Origin of the sequence: Brachybacterium sp. NBEC-018 (genome assembly GCF_024860185.1) — a bacterium.
Lineage (GTDB): Bacteria > Actinomycetota > Actinomycetes > Actinomycetales > Dermabacteraceae > Brachybacterium > Brachybacterium rhamnosum.
In genome coordinates, this window is record NZ_CP100650.1 from 2498628 (window position 1) to 2521451 (window position 22824).

Here is a 22824-nt window from a genome sequence, read left to right on the forward strand (position 1 = left end):
GGTCGGGACGGCGGCCGCCTCAGGCGGGGTGCGCCCCGGACCCGGCCCACAGCCGCACCGCGGCATAGCTGCGCCACGGCCGCCAGCTCTCCACCACGGCAGGGTCCTCACCCGCGCCCGCGGCGACCATCGCGCGCCGCAGCACGGCGTCGGAGGCGGGGAAGGCGTCCGGATCGGTGCCGGCCCGGATCGCGGCGCAGGCGAGGGTCCACGGGCCGATGCCGGGCACCGCGGCGAGCTCCTCCGAGGTCGGCGCCCGGTCCGGGAGATCCGCGAACAGCGCGGCGGTCGCGAGCACGGTGCGGGTGCGGGACCGCGTGAGGCCGAGCTCGTCGCGCAGCCGATCGGGGTCGACCCGGGCGAGCACCGCAGGACGAGGGAACCGGCGCAGCGGGCCGACGGGCGTCGCCGCCGTCCCCTCGCCGTGCGCCGCGAGCAGTCGGGCGCCGAACAGGCGGCCGGCCGCCAGGGAGACCTGCTGGCCGAGGACGATGAGGACCACCGCCTCGAAGCGGTCCGGGTAGCGCGTGATCCGCAGCCCGGGCCGCGCGGAGACCTGTGCGGCGAGCACGGGGGAGCGGGAGAGGTGAGCGTCGATCGGCGCGAGGTCCGCGTCGAGGTCGAACCAACGGCGCACCTGCGCCTGCAGATCCGCGAGCACGGCCGGGTCCTCGGCGGGGGTGCGCAGGGCGATGCCGTCCGCCCGCGGGGTGAGCGTGACGGGCACCGGGCCGGCCGGGCCGGTGAGGAGGCGGGTCTGGGCACCGTGCGACGGGTCGAGGTGGTCCAGGCCCGTGATCGTGTGCGCCACGAGGGAGCCCCACGCCGCGGCGGCGTCGAGGGGCCCGCGGGAGGGGACGAGGATCTCGGTGCTCAGAACAGCCGCGCCCCGTCCTCCGCGGAGGGCTCCTCGAGGGCGAGCAGGGCCCGCTTGCGCTCGAGACCACCCGCGTAGCCGGTGAGGGAGCCGTCGGCCCCCACGACGCGGTGGCAGGGGACGATGATGCTGATCGGGTTGTGGCCCACGGCCTGGCCGACCCGCTGGGCGAGGCCGGGCCCGCCCAGCTCGCGGGCGATCTCGCCGTACGTGATGGTCGTCCCGTACGGGATCTCGCGCAGCCGGGCCCAGACCCGTTCGGAGAACTCGCCGCCGGCGGTGCGGACGGGCACGTCGAAGTCCGTGCGCTCCCCGTCGAGGTACTCGCCGATCTGACTCGCGACCGCGGCGAGCACGGGATCCTCGCCCGCGGCGACCTCGGGCCCCCCGCTGCCGGGAGTGAAGGGATAGGTGTGGCCCGGGAAGTAGAGGCCCACGAGCGCGTCGCCCTCGGCGAGGGCCGTGAGCGGGCCGAGGGTGCTCGGCAGGACGGCATGGCGTGCGGTCATCGGGACCTCCTGGATCTCCGTCGTCATGCACGGTAGTCGCCCGCCGGCGCCGAGGTGTGAGGCGGGCGGGCGAGGCGGTCGCCCGCCGGGGTGCACGCCCGTGGCGAACGCCTCCCGGGGAGGGGTCCCGGGGACGCGTAGGATTGGCACTCGGCGGCCCCGGGTGCCAGCGTCTCTCCGGCACCCGCAGCACGGCCGCCGCACGGCACCACCGCAACACGGACCAGGGAGGTGAGAGGGACGGATCCCCGCAAGCTGCAGATCCTCGGCGCGATCGTCGAGGACTACGTCGCGACCCGCGAGCCCGTCGGCTCGAAGTCCCTGCTCGAACGGCACGAGCTCGGCGTCTCCGCCGCGACCGTGCGCAACGACATGTCCGCCCTCGAGGAGGAGGGGCTCATCACGCAGCCCCACACCTCCGCCGGCCGCGTCCCCACCGACAAGGGCTACCGCGCCTTCGTCGACCACGTCGCGGCGATCAAGCCGCTCTCCACCCCCGAGCGCCGCGCGATCCGGGCGCTGCTCGAGGACTCCGGCGACGTCGAGGAGCTGCTCGCCCGCACGGTGCGGCTGCTCGCCCAGCTCACCCAGCAGGTCGCCATGGTCCAGTACCCGGCGCGCCGGCAGGCCCGCATCCGTCACGTGGAGCTCGTGAAGGTCGCCGAGTCCCTGCTGCTCGTCGTGCTCATCACCGAGTCCGGCCGCGTGGACCAGCGCACCATCCCCGTCACCCCGGGGCGCTCCGCGGAGCACTACGCGGGCATGCGCGACGCGCTGAACCGGGCGGTCGCGGGCCGTGAGGTCACCGATCTCGCCGCCCCGCTCGGGGAGCTGCTCGAGACCGTGCCGCCGCTCGACCGTCCGGCGGTCGTGGAGGTCTCCGAGGCGCTCGTCGCGCTCGCGGCGAGCCGCGCCGAGGGCCGGATCATGATGGCCGGCACCGCGAACCTCGCCCGTTCAGCCGAGGACTTCTCCCGGGACGTCGAGCCGCTGCTCGACGTGCTCGAGGAGCAGCTCGTGCTCCTGCGGCTGTTCACCGAGATGCACGCCTCCCCGGGCGCGGTCGAGGTGCGCATCGGCTCCGAGCTGCGCGACCAGGCGCTCAACCAGGCCGCGGTCGTGGGCGCCGGCTACGGCGCGGGATCGCACGTCGCGATCCTGGGCCCCTCCCGCATGGACTACGTCACCGGGATCTCGACGGTGCAGGCGATCGCCCGCTACGTCTCCCGCTTCCTCGCATGACCCTCCTCCTGAACGCACCCCTCCCGACCACGCAAGGACCCACCAGGTGAACGACGACTACTACGAGCTCCTCGGCGTCTCGAAGGACGCCACCACCGAGGAGATCAAGAAGGCGTACCGGAAGCTCGCCCGTTCCCTCCACCCGGACGTCAACCCGGACCCGGAGGCCGCCGAGAAGTTCAAGAAGGTCTCCCAGGCCTACGAGACGCTGTCCCACGAGGACAAGCGTCGCCAGTACGACATGGGCGGCGGCCCGGGCATGGGCGGCGCCGGATTCGGCGGCTTCGGCGGCGCGGGCGGCTTCGACATGGGCGACATCTTCGACATGTTCGCCGGGGCCGCCGGCATGGGCGGCCGCGGTCGCGGCCAGGGACCGATCCCGCGCCGGCGCCGCGGCGGCGACGTGCTGCGCCGCGCCACGATCGACCTCCGCGACGTGGTCTTCGGCTCCGAGCAGAAGGTCTCCTACCGCACCGCCGTGCTCTGCGAGCGCTGCGACGGCTCCTGCAGCGAGCCGGGCACGAGCCCCACCCGCTGCACCGCCTGCAACGGCTCCGGCCACGTGCAGCGCGTCGCCCAGTCGCTCCTGGGTCAGATGGTGACCATGGCGCCCTGCCCCACCTGCGAGGGCCACGGCGACGTCATCGAGTCGCCCTGCACGGCCTGCTCCGGCCACGGCCGGATCTCCCAGCAGCGCGAGGTCACCGTCCGCATCCCCTCGGGCGTCGAGACCGGCACGCGTATCCAGCTGCGCGGCGAGGGCGAGGTGGGCGAGGCCGGCGGCCCCGCCGGCGACCTCTTCGTCGAGCTCTCGGTCAACGACCATGAGACCTTCGCCCGCTCGGGCGACGACCTCGTGACGACCCTCGCGGTCCCGATGACCTCCGCGGCGCTCGGCGCGACGATCCCGCTCGAGACCTTCGACGGCGTCCAGCAGGTCGAGATCCGCGCCGGCTCCCAGCCCGGCGAGGAGTTCGTGCTCAAGGGCCTCGGCGTCACCCCGCTGCGCCGGGAGCGCCGCGGCGACATCCGGGTCGTGCTCGACGTCGACGTGCCCTCCTCGCTCACGGACGAGCAGCGCGATCTGCTCGAGCAGTTCGCGGCCCTGCGCGGGGACGAGGCGGACCGCCCCAGCCCGCGTGTGCACGGCCCGTTCGCGAAGCTCCGCGAGCGCCTGCGCGACCTCTGAGCCGCGCAGCGCGCTGCCCCCCCGATCCCGGCCCCAGGAGCGGACATGCCCACCACGCCCCCCGGATTCCTGATCCTCGACGACGCCCTCGAGGGCGCCGCGGAGGGTGACGCGCTCACCCTCGACGGCGAGGAGGGCCGCCACGCCGCGAAGGTCGCCCGGATCGGCGTGGGGGAGCAGGTGCTCCTCACCGACGGCCCGGGCCGTCAGGTCCTCGCCGAGGTCACCGCCGCGGCCAAGGAGCAGCTCGAGCTGCGCCTGCTCGGCGATCCGAGCGCGCCGGTCCCGCGGCTCCCGCGGCTCGCCCTCGTGCAGGCGCTCGCGACGGGCGGACGCGACGAGCAGGCGGTCGAGTCCGCGACCGAGCTCGGCGCGGACCGCATCGTGCCCTGGATCGCGGAGCGCTCCGTCTCAGTGTGGCGGGGGGAGAAGCTGCGCAAGGGCCGCGCCCGCTGGCAGGGCACCGTCCGCGCGGCCGTCAAGCAGTGCCGGCGACCGGGCATCCCCGAGGTCGACCAGCCCGTCACCACCGCCGCCCTCGCCGAGCAGGTCGCCGTGACGACCGCGGCGGGCGGGATCGTGCTCGTCCTGCACGAGCAGGAGTCCGTGGGGCTCATGTCGCTCGTCGCCGAGCTCCGCGATGCCGGGGGAGCCGGGGGAGAGGTCCCCGAGATCGTTGTGGTGGTGGGCCCCGAGGGCGGCATCGCCCCCGCCGAGCTCGACCGGCTCCGCTCTGCGGGCGCCCGCTCCGTGCTGCTGGGACCCGAGGTGCTGCGCTCCTCGACCGCCGGACCTGCCGCGCTCGCGGTGCTCAGCGGGATCGTCGGCCGCTGGGGCTGATCCCGGACCCGGCGGGAATCGGGAAAGCGACTGCCGGAGGAGCGATCCCCGGCTAGGGTCGATGACCATGCCGGTGCACCGTCCCTCCCCACCCGTCGTCCCCGGCCCCGCGGGAGGTCCCCGGTGATCCTCGCCGAGCACCTCGTCAAGGAGTTCCACCGTCCCCGCCGCGTCGAGGGACGCTTCGCGGGCCTCCGCTCCTTCCTCAGCACCCGGCGGGACACCGTGCGCGCGGTCGACGACGTGTCCCTCCGGGTCGACGACGGCGAGATCGTCGGCTACCTCGGCCCCAACGGCGCCGGGAAGTCCACCACCATCAAGATGCTCACGGGCGTGCTCGTCCCCACCTCCGGCCACGTCGAGGTCGAGGGGATCGTCCCCTGGAAGGACCGCCGGGCGAACGCCCGCACGATCGGCGCCGTCTTCGGCCAGCGCAGCCAGCTGTGGACGGACCTCCCGCTGCGGGAGTCCTTCGACCTCGTCTCCCGGCTCTACGGGATCGAGAGCACCGTCTACCGCCGCACCCTCGACGGCTTCGTCGACCTCCTGGACATGGGGCCCTTCCTCGACACGCCCGTGCGCTCGCTCTCGCTCGGCCAGCGGATGCGCGGGGACCTCGTCGCGGCGATGCTCTACCACCCGCCGGTGCTCTACCTCGACGAGCCGACCGTCGGCCTCGACGTCGTCGCGAAGGCCCGGATCCGGGAGTTCATCACCGAGCTGAACCGCTCCGAGGGGACCACGGTGCTGCTCACGACCCACGACATCGCCGACGTCGAGGCGCTCGCCCACCGGGTCGTCATCATCGACACCGGGCGCATCGTCTACGAGGGGGACCTCGCGCGGCTGCGATCGGAGTACGCGCCCTTCCGCGAGATCGTCGTGCGGGCGGCACGGATCGACGCGCGGCAGGAGATCCCGGGCCTCACGCTCCACGAGGTGGTGGCCGACGGCGAGGAGCAGCGCGGCACGTACCGCTTCGATCCCGCGCAGCTGCGGGCCCCGGAGGCCATCAGCCGCCTCACCGCCGCCCTCGAGGTCACGGACCTCGCCTCGCGGGAGCCCGACGTCGAGCACGTGATCCGACGGATCTACACCGAGCACGGCTCCGCGCGATGACCGCCGCCCAGGGGACCGGCGGGCCCGGGGGCCGCGCGGCAGGCGACGCCGCGGGACGCACGGGTCCCGCCCTCATGGTGGACGGCCTGCTCGCCTCGATCGGCCATGCGGCCCGCGCGCAGTTCGCCTTCCGCGCCTCCACGTGGACCGGGATCGTGGGCTGCGTGCTGCAGGTCGTGCTCGTGCACCTGGTCTGGACGGCGGTCTACGGGCAGCGGGAGGCCGTCGCCGGGGTGGACCGCACCGATGCCGTCACCTATGCGGTGCTCGGCGTGCTCACCACCGCGCTGTTCCAGCCCTTCATGTTCGACGCGATGATCGGCCGCCTGCGCACCGGGGCGATCGCCTTCGACGTCATGCGGCCGGTCTCCGCCGCGCCGCTCGCCCTCGCCCGGCAGGTGGGCGGATCCGTGGGGCAGCTCCCCGCGGTGGTCACGGCGCTCGTGGCAGGGCTCGTGACGGGCGCGATCGCCCCGCCCGGGAGCGTGCTCTCCGGCGTGGCGGCGGTGCCCTCGCTGCTGCTCGGCTTCACGATCGCCCTGCTCATGAACTTCCTCGTGGGCCTCGCGGGCTTCTGGACGCTCGAGGTGGGCGGCGCCTTCCTCATCTACCGGATGCTCGCGCAGTTCTCCTCCGGGGCGCTGATCCCGCTGTGGTTCATGCCGGGCTGGCTCTCCGGGATCCTCACGGGACTGCCGTTCTCTGCGCAGATCTTCGTGCCGCTCTCGATCTACGTGGACCGCGACCCCGGATGGCACACGCTGGGGTCGCTCGCCCTGCAGGTGCTGTGGGTGCTCGTGCTCGCCGTGGTGTGCGCGCTCGTGTGGCGACGTGCGGTGCGGAGGCTGGTGGTCTTCGGTGGCTGAGACGATCGCCGGTCCGGCCGGCGCCCCGCACGCCGAGGGGAGGCGCTCCCTCGCACGGCCCGTGCCGCTGCTGCGCGGCTACACGGTGCTGCTCGGCGCCGCCTGGCGGAGCCTGCGCGCGCACCGCGCGAACCTCGTCCTGATCTTCCTCGGCAGCGCCGCCCTCCAGGGCACGCAGCTCGCCTTCATCGGCGTCCTGCTCGGAGCCTTCGGCGCGATCGCCGGCTGGGACGTCTCCGAGGTCGCCTTCCTCTACGGCCTCCGGCTCACGGCGCACGGCGTGTGCACGGTGAACTTCGGCCAGCACCGGGCGAGCGCGATCGTGGTGCGGGAGGGGGACTGGGACCGGTTCCTGCTGCGGCCCGTGCCGCCGCTGCTGCAGCTGCTCACCCGGATCTTCAACCCGGGCACCCTGGGCGACCTCGTGCTGGGGCTCGCGATCCTCGTCGCCGCGGCCCCGCACACGCCGATCACCTGGACACCGCTCGCGGTGCTCTACGTGGCCGCCGCCGTGGTGGGCGGCGGGCTCGTCGAGGCGGGGCTCCAGATCGGCATCTCGGGGCTCGACTTCGTGCTGGGTCCGACGACCCGCGTCAAGGACACCGTGGACCGGGTGCTGACGGACTTCGGCGCCTTCCCGATGACGATCTTCGGGGCCGCGGGCACGTGGCTGCTCACCGCGGTGCTGCCGCTCGCCTTCATGGCGTACCTTCCCGCGACCGTCCTGCTCGGCAGGACCGAGGAGCTCCTCGTGCCCACCTGGATCGCCCAGCTCTCGCCGCTCGCCGGACCGCTCCTGCTGGTGCTCGGCGTCGCCGTGTTCACCCGGCTCTCCCGGCACTACACGAGTCCCGGCCACTGAGCGCACAGGACCCCGTCGGCTCGCGGCCGGCGGGGTCCGGGGTGGTGGGGGAGTCGCGGTCAGACGGCGGCGGCCTGCAGGGCCTTCGCGGTCGCGGCCTCGAGGCCGGCGGTGAGCGCGGCGGCCTTCTCCTCGCGGGCGGTGATCTCGCCCTCCACGGAGAGGTCCTCACCGAAGCCGAGGCCGATCTCGGCGACGACGTCCGCACCCACGCGGCGCATGAGGGCGCCCAGGTGGCCGAGCACCTCGGCGGCGTCCATCCAGCCGTAGCCGACGATCACGGTGGGCAGCTCGGCCCACTCGGTGTACAGCCAGTCCACGGCGTTCTTGAGCGCGCCGGTGTAGGAGCCGTTGTACTGCGGGGTGACGATCACGATCGCGTCGAGGGCGCCGATCCGCTCGGCCCAGGCCTGACCGTGGGCGGTGGTGGGGCGGGCGCCGGACTTCGGGGCGTGGGGCTCGTCGAAGGCGGGGAGCACCTCGGCGGCAAGATCGATGAGGTCGATCTCGACGTCGGCCGGGACGGACTCGCGCACCCACTGGGTGACGGAGTCGGAGACCCGGTTCGGGCGGGCGCTGGAGACGAGGATTCCGAGCTTTGTCATGGTGACCAGAACTCCGGGGCGGCCTCGTCTCTTCCCGGATCCGGCGCGAGCTGCGTCACGCGTAGACTCGGGGGCATGAGCTCCCCGACCCCCGGTGCCGCCCCGCACGCCGACCCGGACTGCGTCTTCTGTCGGATCGTCGCCGGCGAGATCCCCTCGGACCGCGTCCACGAGGACGACTCCGTGATCGCGTTCCGCGACCTGAGCCCCAAGGCGCCCCTGCACGTGCTCGTCGTGCCGCGGGCGCACTCGCGCGACATCCGCGAGCTCGCCGCGGAGCCCGCCCTGCTCGCCCATGTCGCCGAGGTCGCCGGCCGCGTCGCCGCCGAGCACACCGACGACGGGGACTTCCGCCTGATCTTCAACACCGGCGAGAACGCCGGCCAGACCGTCTTCCACGTGCACGCGCACGTCCTCGCGGGCGGGACGCTCGCAGAAGGAGCGATGTGACCAGCTCGACCGATGGACTCACCCCGCCCCCCGGCACCACCCCCGAGGTGCAGGAGCGGCGGCTCGCGATCCCCGACCACCTCAGCCCCTTCCAGGTGCTGGGCGAGAACGACCAGGCCCTCGCCGCCCTCGAGGACGCCGTCCCCGGGACCGACGTCCACGTGCGCGGCCACCAGGTGACCCTGCGCGGCACCGGCGACGCGCTGCGCCGCAGCGAGCACATCATGCGCAGCCTCATCGAGCTCGCCGCGACCGGCCAGGCCGTCACCGCGGAGGCCGTGCAGCGTGCGGCCGCGCTCTACGGCGACGAGCGCGCCCAGGGCGAGCAGCTCGAGCGGGTCCTCTCCCGCACGATCCTCTCCTCGCGCGGCAAGAGCATCCGCCCCAAGACCCTCGGCCAGCGCGAGTACATCGAGGCGATCGACACCTCGACGATCACCTTCGGCATCGGTCCCGCGGGCACCGGCAAGACCTACCTCGCCGTCGCGATGGCGGTCCAGCAGCTGCTCTCGCAGCGCGTGCAGCGGATCATCCTCACCCGCCCCGCGGTCGAGGCGGGGGAGCGGCTGGGCTTCCTGCCCGGCGGGCTCAACGAGAAGATCGACCCGTACCTGCGGCCGCTGTACGACGCCCTGCACGACATGCTCGACCCCGAGTCGATCCCGCGGCTCATGGGCGCCGGCACGATCGAGGTCGCCCCGCTCGCCTACATGCGCGGGCGCACCCTGAACGACGCGTTCATCATCCTCGACGAGGCGCAGAACACGACGCCCGAGCAGATGAAGATGTTCCTCACCCGCCTCGGCTTCAACTCGACCATGGTCGTCACCGGTGACGTCACCCAGGTGGACCTCCCGAGCGGCCACAAGTCAGGCCTGCGGGTGGTCGAGCAGGTGCTCCAGGGCGTCGAGGACATCTCCTTCTGCCACCTCTCCCCGCGGGACGTGGTGCGCCACCGTCTCGTGAGCGACATCGTCGAGGCCTACGGGCGCTGGGAGATCGGCCCGGGCGGGAACCGCGACTCCCGCCACCGCGGCGGGAAGGGCGGCCCGCGATGAGCATCGAGGTGCGCAACGAGACCACCGCCGTCGTCGAGGAGACCGAGTTCGTCGAGCTCGCCCGCTTCGTCTTCGAGTCGATGCACCTGCACCCGGCGACCGAGCTGTCCATCATCCTCATCGACGAGCAGGCCATGGAGCGGCTGCACGTGCAGTGGCTGGACCTCCCCGGCCCCACCGACGTCATGAGCTTCCCCATGGACGAGCTCACCCCCGGCTCCGCGGAGCACCCGGCGCCCGAGGGGCTGCTCGGCGACGTCGTGCTGTGCCCCTCGGTCGCCGCGAAGCAGGCGGCGGAGGCGGGCCACAGCACCGTCGAGGAGCTGCTCCTGCTCACCGTGCACTCGATCCTGCACCTGCTGGGCTACGACCACATGGAGGCGGAGGAGCGCAAGGTCATGTTCGACCTGCAGCGCACCCTGCTGCTCACCTTCCTCGCCTCCCGGCCCGGATCCTGAGGACCCCGCCCACCCCATGACCGCGGATCTCCTCACCCCGCTCGCCCTCGCCGCCCTGGCGGTCCTCGGCGCCGTCGTCGCCGCGGTGCTCGCCGCCGCGGACTCCGCGCACCGCTCCGTCACCCGTCAGGACGTCACCGGCGCCCTCGAGGAGCGGCCCGCCGAGGCCGCCGCGCAGGTGCGCCGCCAGTACGAGGACGCCGGGCGCACCCTCGCCTCCGTGGGCATCGGCACCGTGCTCGGCGAGACCCTCGCGACCGGCGCTGCGACGGCCGCGCTCGTGCTCGTGCTCGACGGCTGGGTGCTCCCGCTGGTCATCGGCGTGCTGGGCAGTGCGATCGTGCTGTTCTGCGCCGCCTCCGTCGCGGGCCGCACCGTGGGCCGGCGCCGCTCCGCCCGGGTCATCGTCTCGACCCGGCACGCGACCGCCGCCGCCCGCGTGCTGCTCTGGCCGGTCGCCGGGGCGCTGCTGCGGATCGGGGCGACCGTGACCCCGGGCGTCGCGGAGGACCCGTACGAGGCCGCCGCCGCGGCCCGCCGCGGGGTGGACCGCGCGCTCGAGAACGAGCACCTGCGCTCCGACGAGCGCTCGATGATCCACGGCGTCTTCGAGCTCGGCGGGACCATGGTGCGCGAGCTCATGGTGCCGCGCACGGACATGGTCACCGTCCCGGCCGACGGCACGGCGGAGGCCGCCATGCGGCTGTTCGTGCGCTCCGGCTTCTCCCGCGTCCCCGTCGTGGGGGACGACGTCGACGACCTGCGCGGCATGCTCTACGTCAAGGACGTCATGCGCACGATCCACGCGCCGCGCGACCCCCGGCCCGGCCGACCCGTCTCCGAGATCATGCGACCGGCCCGCTTCGTGCCCGAGTTCGTCCCCGCGGACGAGGTCCTGCGGCAGATGCAGGCGAGCCGTGTGCACATCTCGATCGTCGTCGACGAGTACGGCGGCGTCTCCGGGATCGTCACGATCGAGGACATCGTCGAGGAGATCGTGGGCGAGATCGCCGACGAGCACGACCGCGTCGAGCCCGAGATCGAGGAGGTCGCGCCCGGCGTGTTCCGGGTCCCGGCCCGTGCCGGCGTCGGCGAGGTCGGCGAGAACTTCGGCCTGGACATCGAGGACGACGACGTCGACAGCGTCGGCGGTCTGCTCGGCAAGGTCCTCGGCCAGGTCCCGATCGTCGGCTCCTCGGGCGAGGCCCACGGCCTGCGGCTCGAGGCGGAGGCCACCTCCGGGCGCCGCAAGCGCCTCTCCACCCTTCTCGTCTCGCGGGCCCCGCGCCCGGGCGATGACCACCACCCGTCCCCTCCGGAGGATCCCGATGACCGCTGAGACCCCTGCCCCCGATCCTTCCGATCCGGCGGCCCCCGCCGAGCATCGCGCGGGCTTCGTCGCCCTCGTCGGCCGGCCGAACGTCGGCAAGTCGACGCTCACCAACGCGCTCGTGGGCGAGAAGGTCGCGATCACCTCCTCGAAGCCGCAGACCACGCGCCGCGCGATCCGCGGCATCGTCACGCGCGAGGACGCGCAGATCATCCTCGTGGACACCCCGGGGGTGCACCGCCCCCGCACGCTCCTCGGCGAGCGGCTGAACGACCTCGTCCGGGAGACGCTCGGCGAGGTGGACGTCGTGGGCTTCTGCCTCCCCGCCGATCAGAAGATCGGCCCCGGCGACCGCTTCATCGCGGAGGACCTCGCGGAGATGCGCTCGGGCCGGCGCGGCCCCAAGGTCGTCGCCGTCGTCACGAAGACGGACCTCGTGACCCGCGACCAGCTCGCCGAGCACCTGCTCGCGGTCGACTCCCTGCTCGACGTCGACGAGATCGTCCCGATCAGCGCCGTCACCGGCGAGCAGGTGGACCTGCTGCTGCAGGTGATCGCCGGACTGCTCCCGGAGGGACCCCAGCTCTACCCCGACGACCAGCTCACCGAGGAGTCCCGCGACGACCGCATCTCCGAGCTGATCCGCGAGGCGGCGCTCGAGGGCGTGCGCGACGAGCTCCCGCACTCGATCGCCGTCGTCGTCGAGGAGGTCGTGGAGACCGACCCCGACGACCCCTTCGCCGAGGTCGCCCCGGGGGAGGGCCGGCTCGTGGTGCGGGCGAGCCTCTTCGTCGAGCGCGACAGCCAGAAGGGCATCATCATCGGCCGCGGCGGCTCGCGGCTGAAGGAGGTCGGCTCGACGGCCCGCGGGGAGATCAACCGCCTGCTGGGTCGCAAGGTGCACCTCGACCTGCGGGTCAAGGTCGCCAAGGAGTGGCAGCGCGACCCCAAGCAGCTCGGCAGGCTCGGCTTCTGATCCGCGGCGCGATCCGCGCCGAGCCGGCGGCCCGCAAGGGCTCGCGCCGTCTCGCATCGCGACCGCGGCCGGGGCGCCGCGGCGGCGGTGCTACGGTGACCGCGTGCGTGGATCGATGCTCCTGCTTCTCCGCCGCGACGGGGCCTGACGGCCGGAACCCCGCCGCGGCTGATGTCGTGCCCCGGCGTTCGGCTCCCCGTCTCGTGAAGGATCATCGATGACCACCCCCAGCTCCACCACCACCCCCGTCGTCGCCGCCGTGCCCGCGACCCTGGACCCCTCGGTCCCCGTCGTCGGCCCCCGCGGCGACACCCCCCAGCAGCCCTCCGGCATGCCCGTGCACCGCTACCGGCCGTTCCACGAGCAGATCGCCGTGGACCTCCCGGACCGCACCTGGCCCTCCCGCCGCATCACCCGCGCGCCCCGCTGGTGCGCCGTGGACCTGCGCGACGGCAACCAGGCCCTCATCGACCCCATGAACGCCCAGCGCAAGCTGCGGATGTTCGAGCTGCTCGTGCAGATGGGCTACAAGGAGATCGAGGTCGGCTTCCCCTCCGCGAGCCAGACCGACTTCGACTTCGTGCGCACCCTCATCGAGGAGGACCGGATCCCGGAGGACGTCTCCATCCAGGTGCTCACCCAGTCCCGCGAGCACCTCATCGAGCGCACCTACCAGGCTCTCGCGGGGGCGCGCCGCGCGGTGGTGCACCTGTACAACTCGACGTCGATCGTGCAGCGGGACGTCGTCTTCCGCGCCGACGAGGACGGCATCCTCGACATCGCCGTCCAGGGTGCCCTGCTGTGCAAGAAGTACGAGGAGACGATCCCGGACACGGAGATCACCTACGAGTACTCCCCGGAGTCCTACACGGGCACCGAGCTCGAGTACGCCGTGCGCGTGTGCAACGCGGTCATCGAGATCGTGAAGCCCACGCCCGAGGACAAGATGATCATCAACCTCCCGGCGACCGTCGAGATGGCGACCCCGAACGTCTACGCCGACTCGATCGAGTGGATGCACCGCCACCTGGACCGCCGTGACTCGATCGTGCTGTCGCTGCACCCGCACAACGACCGCGGCACCGGCGTCGCGGCGGCGGAGCTCGGCTACCTCGCGGGCGCGGACCGCATCGAGGGCTGCCTGTTCGGCAACGGTGAGCGCACCGGCAACGTGGACCTCGTGACCCTGGGCCTGAACCTGTTCAGCCAGGGCATCGACCCGCAGATCGACTTCTCCGACCTCGACGAGGTGCGCCGCACCGTCGAGCACTGCAACCAGATGCCGGTGCCCGAGCGCAGCCCCTACGGCGGCGACCTCGTGTTCACGGCGTTCTCCGGCTCCCACCAGGACGCGATCAAGAAGGGCCTGGACCGGATGGAGGCGGACGCCGCCGCGGCGGGCCGCACCCTCGAGGAGTCCGAGTGGCGGGTCCCGTACCTGCCCGTGGACCCCAAGGACCTGGGCCGGTCCTACGAGGCCGTGATCCGGGTGAACTCGCAGTCCGGCAAGGGCGGCATGGCCTACCTGCTGCGCACCGAGCACGGGCTGGACCTGCCGCGCCGCCTCCAGATCGAGTTCTCCGGGATCGTGCAGCAGCGCACCGACTCCGAGGGCGGCGAGGTCTCCTCCGAGGCGCTCTGGGACGCGTTCACCGACGAGTACCTGCCGGCCACGGACCCGGGCCGTCGCTGGGGCCGCTTCGGCTTCCGCGGCGTGCAGCAGGAGTCCACCGGGGACGGCGAGGACCGTCTCACCGTGACCCTGCTCGTGGACGGCGAGGAGCACGAGATCACCGGCATCGGCAACGGCCCGCTCGACGCCTTCACCAAGGCGCTCGCGGAGCGCCACATCCCGGTGCGGATCCTCGACTACGCCGAGCACGCGCTCACCGAGGGCGACGACTCGCTCGCCGCGTCCTACATCGAGTGCGAGATCGGGGACCGGATCTTCTGGGGCGTCGGCATCGACGGCTCGATCACCCGCGCGTCCCTCGAGGCGATCGTCTCCGCGCTGAACCGCGAGCACCGCGCCCGCGCCTGAGCGGGTGAGCAGACCGGCCGCCCGGCCGGCGCGGAGTCCCCTCCGCCGCCGCCGGGCGGCCGTCCTGCTGCTCAGCGCCGCTCGGCGTCCTCCGCGAGCTCCGCGTCCGGGAGCACCACCGGCATCTCCCCGGTGAGCGTCGCGTGGGTGGGGGTGGGCAGGTCCCAGCCGGGCTGCTCGTCGACCGGCTGCGGCTCGTCGGCGGCGGTGCCGCGGGCGGTCAGCGTGATGCCCACGCTCGCGCCGACCACGAGCAGCGCCGCGGCGACGCGCAGGGGCGTCGCGCCCTGACCGATCAGCAGCACCCCGGCGAGCAGGGCGATGACGGGCTCGAGGCTCAGCAGGATGCCGAACACGTGGCGGGGGAGACGGCGCAGCGCCGCGAGCTCGAGCGTGTAGGGCAGCACCGAGGCGAGCAGGGCGGTGCCGATGCCGAGCGTGAGCAGGTGCAGGTCCGTGAGGCCCGCGACCGCCCCGGGCGCGCCGAGGGGCAGCACCACGAGCGCGCCGACCGCCATCGCGACGGCGAGGCCGTCCTGTCCCGGGACGAGCCGTCCCACCCGTGCGCTCGCGAGCACGTACAGGCCCCAGAACACGGCGGCGATCAGGGCGAAGAGCACGCCGATCCCGTTCAGGGCGGTGTCGCCGGTGGCGGACTCGAGGCCGAACAGGCTCACGCCGCCCAGGGCGAGCACGACCCACAGCAGGTCGGTGCGGCGGGTGGAGAGCACGGCGGAGACCGCGAGCGGCCCGAGGAACTCGATCGCGACCGCGGTGCCGAGCGGGATGCGCGAGATCGAGGCGTAGAAGGCGCCGTTCATCCCGCCGATCGCCCCGCCGAACAGGAGCACGGCGATCCACTGCTCCCGGGTGAAGCGGTGCAGCTTCGGGCGCACGATCACGAGCAGCACCACGGCGGCGATGCCCAGGCGCAGGGCGGTCGTGCCCCAGGAGCCGAGCTCGGGGAAGAGCCGGGTCGCGAGCGCGGCGCCGAACTGGAGGGAGGTGCACGAGCCGAGGATGAACAGCACCGGGGTCAGGGGCACGCCGGAGCCGCCGCGGGTCGTCCCGAGGGCGGTGGTGGGAGCGGGGGAGGAGGTCGTCACGGCTCCACTCTGCGGCCTCGTCTCCCTTTCGGTCCAGCGCATGTTCCCGACGTGTACCGTGAAGCGATGCTTCATGGACGAGAGGACGTGCCGTGCTGAACCTGCACCGACTGTTCCTGCTGCACGAACTGCGCAGGCTGGAGACGATGTCGGCCGTCGCGGCGACGCATTCGCTCTCACCCTCCGCGGTCTCCCAGCAGCTCTCCCACCTGGAGCGGGAGACCAGGGTCACCCTGTTCGAGCAGGCGGGCCGGCGCGTCATCCTCACGGACGCGGGCATGCAGCTCGCACGCCGCGCCGAGGAGATGCTCGGGCTCATCGAGTCCGCGGAGGCCGAGCTCGCCCTCGCCCAGGGCGAGGCGAGCGGAGTGCTGCGCGTCGCCTCCTTCCAGACGCCGATGATCGCCCTGGCCCCCGCGACGGTGAGCATCCTCGAGCAGAGCCATCCGGACCTCCGGATCGAGCTCGCCCAGCGCGAGGTGGACGAGGCCTACGAGGGGCTGCTCGCCCACCGCTTCGAGGTGATCCTCGGGGAGGACTACCCGGGCGGGCGGCGGGTCGTGCGGCGCGGCACGGACCGTGAGGGGCTGCTGGACGACCCGCTGCTGCTCGTGCTCCCGAGCACCGGAGCGTGGTCCGCCCCGGCGACGCTCGCGGACCTCGCGGAGGCGCCGTGGGCGCTGGACCCGGAGGACACCCGCACCGGCGACTGGGAGCGCACCTACCTGCGCTCCGCCGGGATCGAGCCGAGGATCCGCTTCGACACCCCGGACCCGCTGCTGCAGGTGCACCTCGTGCGCTCCGGCCACGCCGTCGCTTTCGTCCCCGGCATCATCGCCTCCGAGCACCTCGGCGGGACCCGCCCGGTGCGGCTGCCCGGCGACCCCCAGCGCTCGCTCTACACGGCCGCCCGGGCCGGAGCGGCGGGGCACCCCGCGCTGCTCGCCTTCCGCGCCGCGCTGCTCGAGGCCGGCGCCGGCCCGCGGGACCTCGCCGGTCTGGACCGGATCGGCGGCTGAGCGCCCGCGCGGGGCGGGGATCTCCTCCCGAAGGAGGGGGCGGCGACGGCCCCCGTCCGGGAGGATCAGGGCATGACGACGCCGCACGAGGACGACGCGACCGCCCGCCCGCAGCCGGGGCCCCTCCTCCGCCACCAGGTCCCGCTGCTCCTCCTCGTGCTCGCGCTCGTGGCCGGGCTCGGCGTCGCCTCCCGCGGCGTCGAGGCCCCGCGGGGCACGGACGCCCCCGAGGACGCCTTCAGCGCCGCCCGCGCCTCCGAGGCCGCGGCACCGGTGGTCGCGGCTCCGCGGCCCGTCGGCTCCGCGGCGAACGACACCGCGCGCGAGGAGCTCGACGCGCAGCTCACGGCGCTCGGCTTCGCGACCACGACCCAGGAGGGCGTGGGCGCCCGGGTGATCGACGGGGAGGGGGCGGCGGGCTTCACCCGGAACCTCGTCGGTGTGCGCCCCGGCACGGACCCCACCGGCACGATCGTCCTGGCCACCCACATCGACTCCGTGCCCCACGCCCCGGGGGCGGCGGATGCGGGGATCGGCCTCGCGACGATCCTCGAGACCGTGCGGGCGCTGGGCCCCGAGGCCCGGCGCAACGACCTGGTCGTGCTCCTCGTGGACGGCGAGGAGCGCGGTCTGCTCGGGGCGCGGGCCTTCCTCGACGAGGGCGCCGGGGAGCTCGCCGAGCCCGTGGTCGTGCTGAACCACGAGGCGCGGGGGATCTCCGGCCGGCCCCTCGTGACCCGGACGAGCGGGCCCATGCACGAGGTGCTCGGTGCCATGCCGCACCCCGAGTACGAGTCCTTCACCGACGCGCTCTTCGCGCTGATCCCCAACGACACCGACTTCACCGTCTACCGGGACGCCGGCTGGTGGGGCATGGACATGGCGATCATCGACGACGCCTGGGCGTACCACAGCCCTCAGGACGACGCCGCGCACCTCGACCAGGGCTCCCTGCAGCACTACGGCGACATGACCCTCGCGCTCACCGACGAGCTCGCGGACCGGGACCTGCATGCCCTCGGCGGGTCGTCCGGCGAGGCCCCGGTGCAGACCACGGCACCCTGGGGCATCCTCCGCCTCCCGCCGCATCTGCTCACCGCGCTCGGCCTGCTCGCGCCGCTCGCGATCCTGGCCGCGATCCTGGTGGAGCGCCGGCGGGGACGCCTGACGCTGCGCGGGGTCGTGCTCGGCGCCCTCGCCGGGCTGCTGGGCCTGGCCCTCGCCGTCGGGGCTGCTCTGCTCACCTGGCAGATCGCGACGGCGGCGACGCCGGGCATGCTCTCGCAGACCACACGGGAGCCGGTGCGCGCCGAGCCCTTCCTGCTCGCGGATCTCGCGGCAGGGGCCGTCGGCGTCGCCCTCTGCTGGGTGCTCGCCCGCCTGCTGATCGGGCGTGCCGCCCTGCTCGCCGGGACAGGGCTGGCCGTCTCGATGCTGCTCGCCGTGCTCGCCGTGCTGGCGCCCGCGCTGGGGAGCTCGATGCTCTCGCCCGCGATCCTCGCCGCCGCTGGCACCCTCGCAGCGACGCTGCTGCCGCCCCGGCCGGGCCTCGTGGTCCGGCTGCTCACCCTGCTCCCGACGGGCTGGATGCTCGGCGCGCAGATCTCCTCGCTCATGGACTTCGGGATCGCCTCGAGCGCCGGCGCCCTGGCCGGCACCACCGCGATCGGCCTCGGCGCCGCCGCCCCGCTGCTCATCGGCCGCGGTACGGCGCAGGACCGCGCCGCGCGCCGCCCGCGACGACTGCTGATCCCGGTGCTCCCCGCCGTGCTCACGGCGGCCCTCGTCGCGGGCGGGACCGCATGGACCCTCGCCTCGCCCGAGCCGGTGCAGGAGGGTGTGGTGGCCCGCATCGACGGCGCGACCGGCGGGACCACCTGGGAGGTCTCCGGCGCGACCGCCTGGGGGAGGGAGCTGGACGGCACGACGAGCAGCTCCGACGTCCCGCCCCCGTCGGTCGAGGTCGAGGACCTGCCGCGCGCGGGGACCGGGGCCGACGGCGATCGGCGGGTGCGAGTGCTGATCACCTCACCGCGCGAGGCGGCGCAGCTCGAGCTGACCACGAGCGCGGGCGACCTCCGGGACGTGAGCGTCGACGGCGAGCCTCTCGGGGCCGACTCCCCGGTCGCTCCGCTCCGCCGGGTGCAGATCGCCGGCGCCCCGCAGGGCGAGCCCGTCACGGTCGAGGCGACCGTCGAGGACGCGGCCGCGCTCGAGCTCGTCGAGACGACCTCCGACCCGACGATCGCCGGCGGATGGGTGGAGCCGGGGGAGGACGTCTCCCTCATGCAGCCGCGCGTGCAGATCGTCGTGGAGGTCTGACGCCCTTGGCTGGGGTGCGCCTCGCCTCAGCCCCGTTCGGGGAACTGCGCGAGCGCCGCGGTGAGGATGCGGGAGAGCTGCCGGCGGTCGGAGAACGCGCCGATGACGGCGCCGAGCCCGGGGATCGCCTTGCCGAATAGCCGCACCGAGCGCATGCCGAAGCGGGAGAGCGCGCGGCTCGCGATCGCGGCGGCGACGTCGGACTGCGGCGTGCGCTGCATGCGCTGGGTCGCGACGCGCGCGGCGGCGCCTGCGACCGGGCCGAGGCCGAGGCCCTTGAGCAGGTCCTGGGAGTCCTCTCCCACGAGGGTCGCGAGCACGCGGGTGCGGATCTCCTCGTCGTCGAGGTCGTACCCGCGCACCACGGCGATCGCCCCGACCATGCGGGTCGCCTGCACGTAGAACTCGAGCACGTTGGTGGGCAGGAGGACCGGAAGGGTGATGAATCCGCCGAGCCCCGTGAGGAAGCCGCCCACGGTGACGCCGCGCCGGTGGCTGCGCACGAGGCGGCGGATCGCGACCTGGGGGCGGCGCCGGCCACGGCCCCGGCGCGCGCGCTCGGCGACGGCCGCGGCGGAGGAGTAGGTGAGGCGGCCGTCCAGCCCGATGTCCCGGATCGTCTCGACGGTGCGGGCGAGGGCGCCGCGCTCGGCATGGATGTACTGCTCGTCCCCGCGGCCGCGGTCGCGGCGGGCGGCCTTCATCGCCGCGCGGGTGGTGCTGCGGGCGTTCTCGTCCTGGCGCAGGATCTGCCTGATCCCCATGGCCCCTCCTCGGTCGGTGCTCGCGGGGCGGCGACGCCGCCCGCCCTCATCATGCCGTGCGTCGGGGCCGACGTCGCCCCGTCGGCGGACCTTCCGGTCGACCCGGTGCCCCCAGTGATATCTTGACGTCAAGATAAATGCGGGTCGGAACCCCCGGCCCGACGGAGAGGACACCGATGGCCATGCGCTGGGACCCCGACACCTACCTCGCCTACGCGGACGAGCGCGCCCGCCCGTTCCTCGAGCTCACCGCACGGATCCGCGCCGAGGCGCCGCGCACCGTCGTCGATCTCGGCGCCGGACCGGGCACGCTCACCGCCCTGCTCCACGAGCGCTGGCCCGGGGCGAGGGTCACCGCCGTCGACTCGAGCGCCGACATGGTCGAGCGGGCGAGCACGATCGAGGGCATCGGGGTCGAGCACGCCGACCTGCGCAGCTGGCAGCCCGGCTCGCCCGTGGACGTGATCGTCGCGAACGCCTCCCTGCAGTGGGTGCCGGACCACCTCGATCTGCTGCCGCGGCTGATCGACCATCTCGCTCCCGGCGGGTGGCTGGCCCTCCAGGTGCCGGGGAACTTCGAGGAGCCCAGCCACACCCTGCGCCGCGAGCTCGCCGCCGAGGAGCCCTTTGCCGCGCACACGGCCGGGGTGGACCATCCCGCCTCCCACGACCCCGCGGACTACCTGCGGGCCCTGCAGGAGCTGGACTGCGAGGTCGACGCCTGGGAGACCACCTACCTCCATGTCCTCCACGGCGAGGACCCGGTGCTCGAGTGGGTCAAGGGCACCGGCGCCCGGCCCACCCTGCTCGCCCTGCCCGGGGACCTGCGTGCCCGCTTCGAGGCCGAGCTCGGCGCGCGGCTGCGGGAGGCGTACCCGGAGACCGGCGCGGGCGTCGTCCTGCCCTTCCGGCGTGTGTTCGCCGTCGCGCGGAGGCCCTGAGCCCGGCCCGCCTGCCGCCGCGCGTCCCCGTGCGGCGGTAGATTCGAGGGACCATGCAGAAGCTCTACCGTGACCATGCGATCGTCCTGCGCACCCACCCGCTGGGCGAGGCCGATCGCATCATCACGCTGCTCACCCGCACCCACGGGAAGGTGCGCGCCGTCGCCAAGGGTGTGCGCCGCACCGCGAGCCGCTTCGGCGCCCGCCTCGAGCCCTTCACCCTCGTCGACGTCCAGCTCCACGCGGGCCGCGGCCTGCACACCGTCAACCAGGTCGTGACGATCGAGGCCTTCGCCGGGCCGATCAGCGCGGACTACGCGCGCTTCACGGCCGCGAGCGCGATGCTCGAGACCACGGACCGGCTGACCGACGAGGTCGTCGACCCCTCCCAGCGCGGGTTCCTCCTCCTCGTGGGCGCCCTGCGCACCATGGCCGCGGGCCGCATCCCACCGCCGCTCGTGCTCGACTCGTTCCTGCTGCGCACCCTCGCGCTCTCCGGCTGGGCGCCGGAGCTGAGCGTCTGCGCCTCCTGCGGCGCGCACGGCCCCCACCACGCCCTCGACATCCGCGCGGGCGGGCTCGTGTGCACCGCCTGCCGGAAGCCCGGCGCACGGGCCGTGCGCCAGGCCGCCGTCGAGCACATGATCTTCCTGCTCGCGGGCGACTGGGAGAACGCCGTCGCCGCCGAGGAGACCGTCGTCCACGAGGCGGGGCGGATCGTCGCGGACACGATCACCTGGCACCTCGAGCGCTCCGTGCGCTCGCTCAGCTACGTCGAGCGCTGAGCCCCGCCGGACGTCGAGCGCCCTCGGGCGCTGACCAGCCCCCCGCCATCGGAGGCCCGCACGGATCCACCGGGCGGGCCTCCCACGCTCAGCCGTCCCAGCGGTGCCGGGCGCCAGGGTGCGTCGCAGGCAGGTGCGGCCCGGCCCCGCCGATCCGCTCGCGCAGGGTGACCGGGGCGTCGCCCGCCTCCGGCAGCAGCCCGCGCCGGCGCAGCTCCGGGGTCACGAAGCGCGCGAAGCGCTCGAGATCCGCGGGCCGCACCGCGGCGGAGATGTTGAAGCCGTCGACCCCCGCCTCCTCGATCCAGCGCTCGAGCTCGTCGGCGACCGTCTGCGGCGAGCCGACGATCACCGGGCCGCGGCCGCCGATCGCGACGAACTCCGCGAGGTCGCCCACGGTCCAGGTGCGGTCCGGGGAGAGGGTCGTGAAGGAGGCGAGCGCGGACTGGTTGGCCTCGGTGCGCACGTGCTCGATCGGGTCCTCGGGCCGGGCGCCCGCGAGGTCCACGCCGGTCCAGCCGCCGAACAGCGCGAGCGCGGACTCGGTGTCCACGTACTGCCGGTAGCCGTCCAGACGCTCCTGGGCGGCCTCGTCGGTCTCGTCGACGACGACGGTGGCGAGGGAGAAGATCCGTGCGGCGTCACGGCCGCGGCCGGCGCTCTCCAGGCCGTCGCGCACCGCGTCGACCCAGCGCCGCACGTGGCCCGGTGTGGGGCCGGAGAAGAAGATCGCCTCCGCGTGCTCCTGGGCGAAGCGCAGGCCGCGCGACGAGGCGCCGGCCTGGAAGAGGAAGGGGGTGCGCTGGGGACCGGGGGCGGAGAGCGCGCGGCCGGGGACGTCGAAGTAACGGCCGTGGTGCTCGACGTCCCGCACCTTCGCCGGGTCCACGACGACGTCGGACTCGGGGTCCAGGCGCAGGGCGTCCGGGGCGAAGGAGCCCTCGAAGAGCTCGTACATGACCTCGAGGTACTCGTCCGCGCGGTCGTAGCGCTCGTCGTGGGGGATCTGCGCGCTGCGCCCCAGGTTGCGGGCGGCGGAGTCCTGATAGCTCGTGACGATGTTCCAGGCGACGCGGCCGTCGGTGAAGTGGTCCAGGGTGCTGAGGGTGCGGGCCAGCAGGTACGGCTCCTCGTAGGAGACGGAGGCGGTGACGCCGAACCCGAGGTGCTCGGTCACGGCCGCCATCGCGGGCACCGCGACGAGCGGGTCCAGCAGCGGGAACTGGACGCCGCCGCGGGAGGTCGCATCGGCCCCGCCGCCGTAGACGTCGTAGACGCCCACGATGTCGGCGAGGAACAGCGAGGCGAAGCCGCCCTCCTCGAGGGTGCGGGCGAGCTCGGTCCAGTGGCCGAGCCGCTGGAAGTCGCCACTGCGCGACTCGGGGTGACGCCACAGGCCGGGGGACTGGTGCACAGGGGTGAGCATGTCGAAGGCGTTCAGCAGGATCGGGCGCGAGGTCATGGG

The 22824-nt window shown here is 74.0% G+C and carries 22 protein-coding genes; 16 read left to right on the forward strand and 6 right to left on the reverse strand.

Features of this window, described 5'->3' with window-relative positions; all coding sequences use genetic code 11:
- Positions 1-19: 19 nt before the first annotated feature.
- Entirely contained in the window at positions 20-877 is an 858-nt protein-coding gene (locus NLU66_RS11305) for a DNA-3-methyladenine glycosylase family protein (RefSeq protein ID WP_259362581.1), read from the reverse strand.
- Entirely contained in the window at positions 874-1386 is a 513-nt protein-coding gene (locus NLU66_RS11310) for a methylated-DNA--[protein]-cysteine S-methyltransferase (protein WP_259359788.1), read from the reverse strand. The genes NLU66_RS11305 and NLU66_RS11310 overlap by 4 nt, the downstream gene beginning before the upstream one ends.
- A gap of 231 nt (positions 1387-1617) precedes the next feature.
- Here NLU66_RS11310 and hrcA point away from each other — a divergent pair, with 231 nt between their 5' ends.
- The 6 genes from hrcA to NLU66_RS11340 all read left to right on the forward strand — a co-directional run bounded on the left by hrcA (position 1618) and on the right by NLU66_RS11340 (position 7504).
- Complete coding sequence (hrcA, locus tag NLU66_RS11315; protein WP_259359789.1) at positions 1618-2628, forward strand: heat-inducible transcriptional repressor HrcA; 1011 nt, start codon at positions 1618-1620, stop codon at positions 2626-2628.
- Positions 2629-2674: 46 nt separating this feature from the next.
- Positions 2675-3817, forward strand: a complete 1143-nt coding sequence (gene dnaJ / locus NLU66_RS11320) for a molecular chaperone DnaJ (protein WP_259359790.1) — start codon at positions 2675-2677, stop codon at positions 3815-3817.
- Positions 3818-3862: 45 nt separating this feature from the next.
- Positions 3863-4657 carry a 16S rRNA (uracil(1498)-N(3))-methyltransferase gene (locus NLU66_RS11325; RefSeq protein WP_259359791.1) on the forward strand — a complete coding sequence of 265 codons (795 nt, stop codon included), beginning with the start codon at positions 3863-3865 and terminating at the stop codon, positions 4655-4657.
- Positions 4658-4780: 123 nt separating this feature from the next.
- Complete coding sequence (locus NLU66_RS11330; RefSeq protein WP_259359792.1) at positions 4781-5776, forward strand: ABC transporter ATP-binding protein; 996 nt, start codon at positions 4781-4783, stop codon at positions 5774-5776.
- Positions 5773-6642, forward strand: coding sequence for an ABC transporter permease (locus tag NLU66_RS11335; protein WP_259359793.1), 870 nt, complete (start codon positions 5773-5775; stop codon positions 6640-6642). The genes NLU66_RS11330 and NLU66_RS11335 overlap by 4 nt, the downstream gene beginning before the upstream one ends.
- Entirely contained in the window at positions 6635-7504 is an 870-nt protein-coding gene (locus NLU66_RS11340) for an ABC transporter permease (RefSeq protein ID WP_259359794.1), read from the forward strand. The genes NLU66_RS11335 and NLU66_RS11340 overlap by 8 nt, the downstream gene beginning before the upstream one ends.
- A gap of 59 nt (positions 7505-7563) precedes the next feature.
- On the opposite strand, the gene NLU66_RS11345 is transcribed toward NLU66_RS11340, so the two are convergent.
- Positions 7564-8109 carry an NADPH-dependent FMN reductase gene (locus tag NLU66_RS11345; protein ID WP_259359795.1) on the reverse strand — a complete coding sequence of 182 codons (546 nt, stop codon included), beginning with the start codon at positions 8107-8109 and terminating at the stop codon, positions 7564-7566.
- 75 nt (positions 8110-8184) lie between these two features.
- On the opposite strand from NLU66_RS11345, the gene NLU66_RS11350 reads away from it, so the two are divergent.
- The 6 genes from NLU66_RS11350 to leuA all read left to right on the forward strand — a co-directional run bounded on the left by NLU66_RS11350 (position 8185) and on the right by leuA (position 14422).
- The gene (locus tag NLU66_RS11350; RefSeq protein WP_259359796.1) at positions 8185-8559 is read left to right on the forward strand and encodes a histidine triad nucleotide-binding protein; all 375 of its coding nucleotides are present in this window, start codon (positions 8185-8187) and stop codon (positions 8557-8559) included.
- On the forward strand, positions 8556-9617 hold the full coding sequence (locus NLU66_RS11355) for a PhoH family protein (protein ID WP_259359797.1): 1062 nt from the start codon (positions 8556-8558) through the stop codon (positions 9615-9617). Before NLU66_RS11350 ends, NLU66_RS11355 begins: the two co-directional genes overlap by 4 nt.
- Positions 9614-10075, forward strand: coding sequence for an rRNA maturation RNase YbeY (gene ybeY, locus NLU66_RS11360; protein ID WP_137770695.1), 462 nt, complete (start codon positions 9614-9616; stop codon positions 10073-10075). The genes NLU66_RS11355 and ybeY overlap by 4 nt, the downstream gene beginning before the upstream one ends.
- A gap of 16 nt (positions 10076-10091) precedes the next feature.
- Positions 10092-11414, forward strand: coding sequence for a hemolysin family protein (locus tag NLU66_RS11365; RefSeq protein ID WP_259359798.1), 1323 nt, complete (start codon positions 10092-10094; stop codon positions 11412-11414).
- Positions 11404-12381 carry a GTPase Era gene (gene era, locus NLU66_RS11370; RefSeq protein ID WP_259359799.1) on the forward strand — a complete coding sequence of 326 codons (978 nt, stop codon included), beginning with the start codon at positions 11404-11406 and terminating at the stop codon, positions 12379-12381. The genes NLU66_RS11365 and era overlap by 11 nt, the downstream gene beginning before the upstream one ends.
- A 217-nt stretch (positions 12382-12598) precedes the next feature.
- Positions 12599-14422, forward strand: a complete 1824-nt coding sequence (leuA, locus tag NLU66_RS11375) for a 2-isopropylmalate synthase (RefSeq protein WP_259359800.1) — start codon at positions 12599-12601, stop codon at positions 14420-14422.
- 71 nt (positions 14423-14493) lie between these two features.
- Here the strand turns inward: leuA and NLU66_RS11380 are convergent, their stop codons facing one another.
- On the reverse strand, positions 14494-15528 hold the full coding sequence (locus NLU66_RS11380; RefSeq protein ID WP_259359801.1) for an EamA family transporter: 1035 nt from the start codon (positions 15526-15528) through the stop codon (positions 14494-14496).
- A gap of 92 nt (positions 15529-15620) precedes the next feature.
- On the opposite strand from NLU66_RS11380, the gene NLU66_RS11385 reads away from it, so the two are divergent.
- Positions 15621-16547 carry a LysR family transcriptional regulator gene (locus tag NLU66_RS11385; protein WP_259359802.1) on the forward strand — a complete coding sequence of 309 codons (927 nt, stop codon included), beginning with the start codon at positions 15621-15623 and terminating at the stop codon, positions 16545-16547.
- A gap of 72 nt (positions 16548-16619) precedes the next feature.
- Positions 16620-18869, forward strand: coding sequence for a M28 family peptidase (locus tag NLU66_RS11390; protein WP_259359803.1), 2250 nt, complete (start codon positions 16620-16622; stop codon positions 18867-18869).
- A gap of 26 nt (positions 18870-18895) precedes the next feature.
- Here NLU66_RS11390 and NLU66_RS11395 read toward each other — a convergent pair whose 3' ends face one another.
- Entirely contained in the window at positions 18896-19633 is a 738-nt protein-coding gene (locus NLU66_RS11395; RefSeq protein WP_259359804.1) for an EcsC family protein, read from the reverse strand.
- 176 nt (positions 19634-19809) lie between these two features.
- Between NLU66_RS11395 and NLU66_RS11400 the strand changes: the two genes are divergently transcribed.
- Positions 19810-20574: a trans-aconitate 2-methyltransferase gene (locus NLU66_RS11400; protein ID WP_259359805.1), complete on the forward strand. Its 765-nt coding sequence runs from the start codon at positions 19810-19812 to the stop codon at positions 20572-20574.
- 53 nt (positions 20575-20627) lie between these two features.
- Positions 20628-21359 carry a DNA repair protein RecO gene (gene recO / locus NLU66_RS11405; RefSeq protein ID WP_259359806.1) on the forward strand — a complete coding sequence of 244 codons (732 nt, stop codon included), beginning with the start codon at positions 20628-20630 and terminating at the stop codon, positions 21357-21359.
- A gap of 88 nt (positions 21360-21447) precedes the next feature.
- On the opposite strand, the gene NLU66_RS11410 is transcribed toward recO, so the two are convergent.
- On the reverse strand, positions 21448-22821 hold the full coding sequence (locus NLU66_RS11410; RefSeq protein ID WP_259359807.1) for an LLM class flavin-dependent oxidoreductase: 1374 nt from the start codon (positions 22819-22821) through the stop codon (positions 21448-21450).
- Positions 22822-22824: the final 3 nt, after the last annotated feature.

Coding starts and splice junctions, on each gene's coding strand:
- recO (WP_259359806.1), top strand. CDS start 20,628: ATGCAGAAGCTCTACCGTGACCATGCGATCGTCCTGCGCACCCACCCG.
- NLU66_RS11325 (WP_259359791.1), top strand. CDS start 3,863: ATGCCCACCACGCCCCCCGGATTCCTGATCCTCGACGACGCCCTCGAG.
- NLU66_RS11310 (WP_259359788.1), bottom strand. CDS start 1,386: ATGACCGCACGCCATGCCGTCCTGCCGAGCACCCTCGGCCCGCTCACG.
- NLU66_RS11365 (WP_259359798.1), top strand. CDS start 10,092: ATGACCGCGGATCTCCTCACCCCGCTCGCCCTCGCCGCCCTGGCGGTC.
- NLU66_RS11350 (WP_259359796.1), top strand. CDS start 8,185: ATGAGCTCCCCGACCCCCGGTGCCGCCCCGCACGCCGACCCGGACTGC.
- ybeY (WP_137770695.1), top strand. CDS start 9,614: ATGAGCATCGAGGTGCGCAACGAGACCACCGCCGTCGTCGAGGAGACC.
- leuA (WP_259359800.1), top strand. CDS start 12,599: ATGACCACCCCCAGCTCCACCACCACCCCCGTCGTCGCCGCCGTGCCC.
- NLU66_RS11345 (WP_259359795.1), bottom strand. CDS start 8,109: ATGACAAAGCTCGGAATCCTCGTCTCCAGCGCCCGCCCGAACCGGGTC.
- NLU66_RS11335 (WP_259359793.1), top strand. CDS start 5,773: ATGACCGCCGCCCAGGGGACCGGCGGGCCCGGGGGCCGCGCGGCAGGC.
- NLU66_RS11390 (WP_259359803.1), top strand. CDS start 16,620: ATGACGACGCCGCACGAGGACGACGCGACCGCCCGCCCGCAGCCGGGG.
- NLU66_RS11400 (WP_259359805.1), top strand. CDS start 19,810: ATGGCCATGCGCTGGGACCCCGACACCTACCTCGCCTACGCGGACGAG.
- NLU66_RS11410 (WP_259359807.1), bottom strand. CDS start 22,821: ATGACCTCGCGCCCGATCCTGCTGAACGCCTTCGACATGCTCACCCCT.
- NLU66_RS11395 (WP_259359804.1), bottom strand. CDS start 19,633: ATGGGGATCAGGCAGATCCTGCGCCAGGACGAGAACGCCCGCAGCACC.
- era (WP_259359799.1), top strand. CDS start 11,404: ATGACCGCTGAGACCCCTGCCCCCGATCCTTCCGATCCGGCGGCCCCC.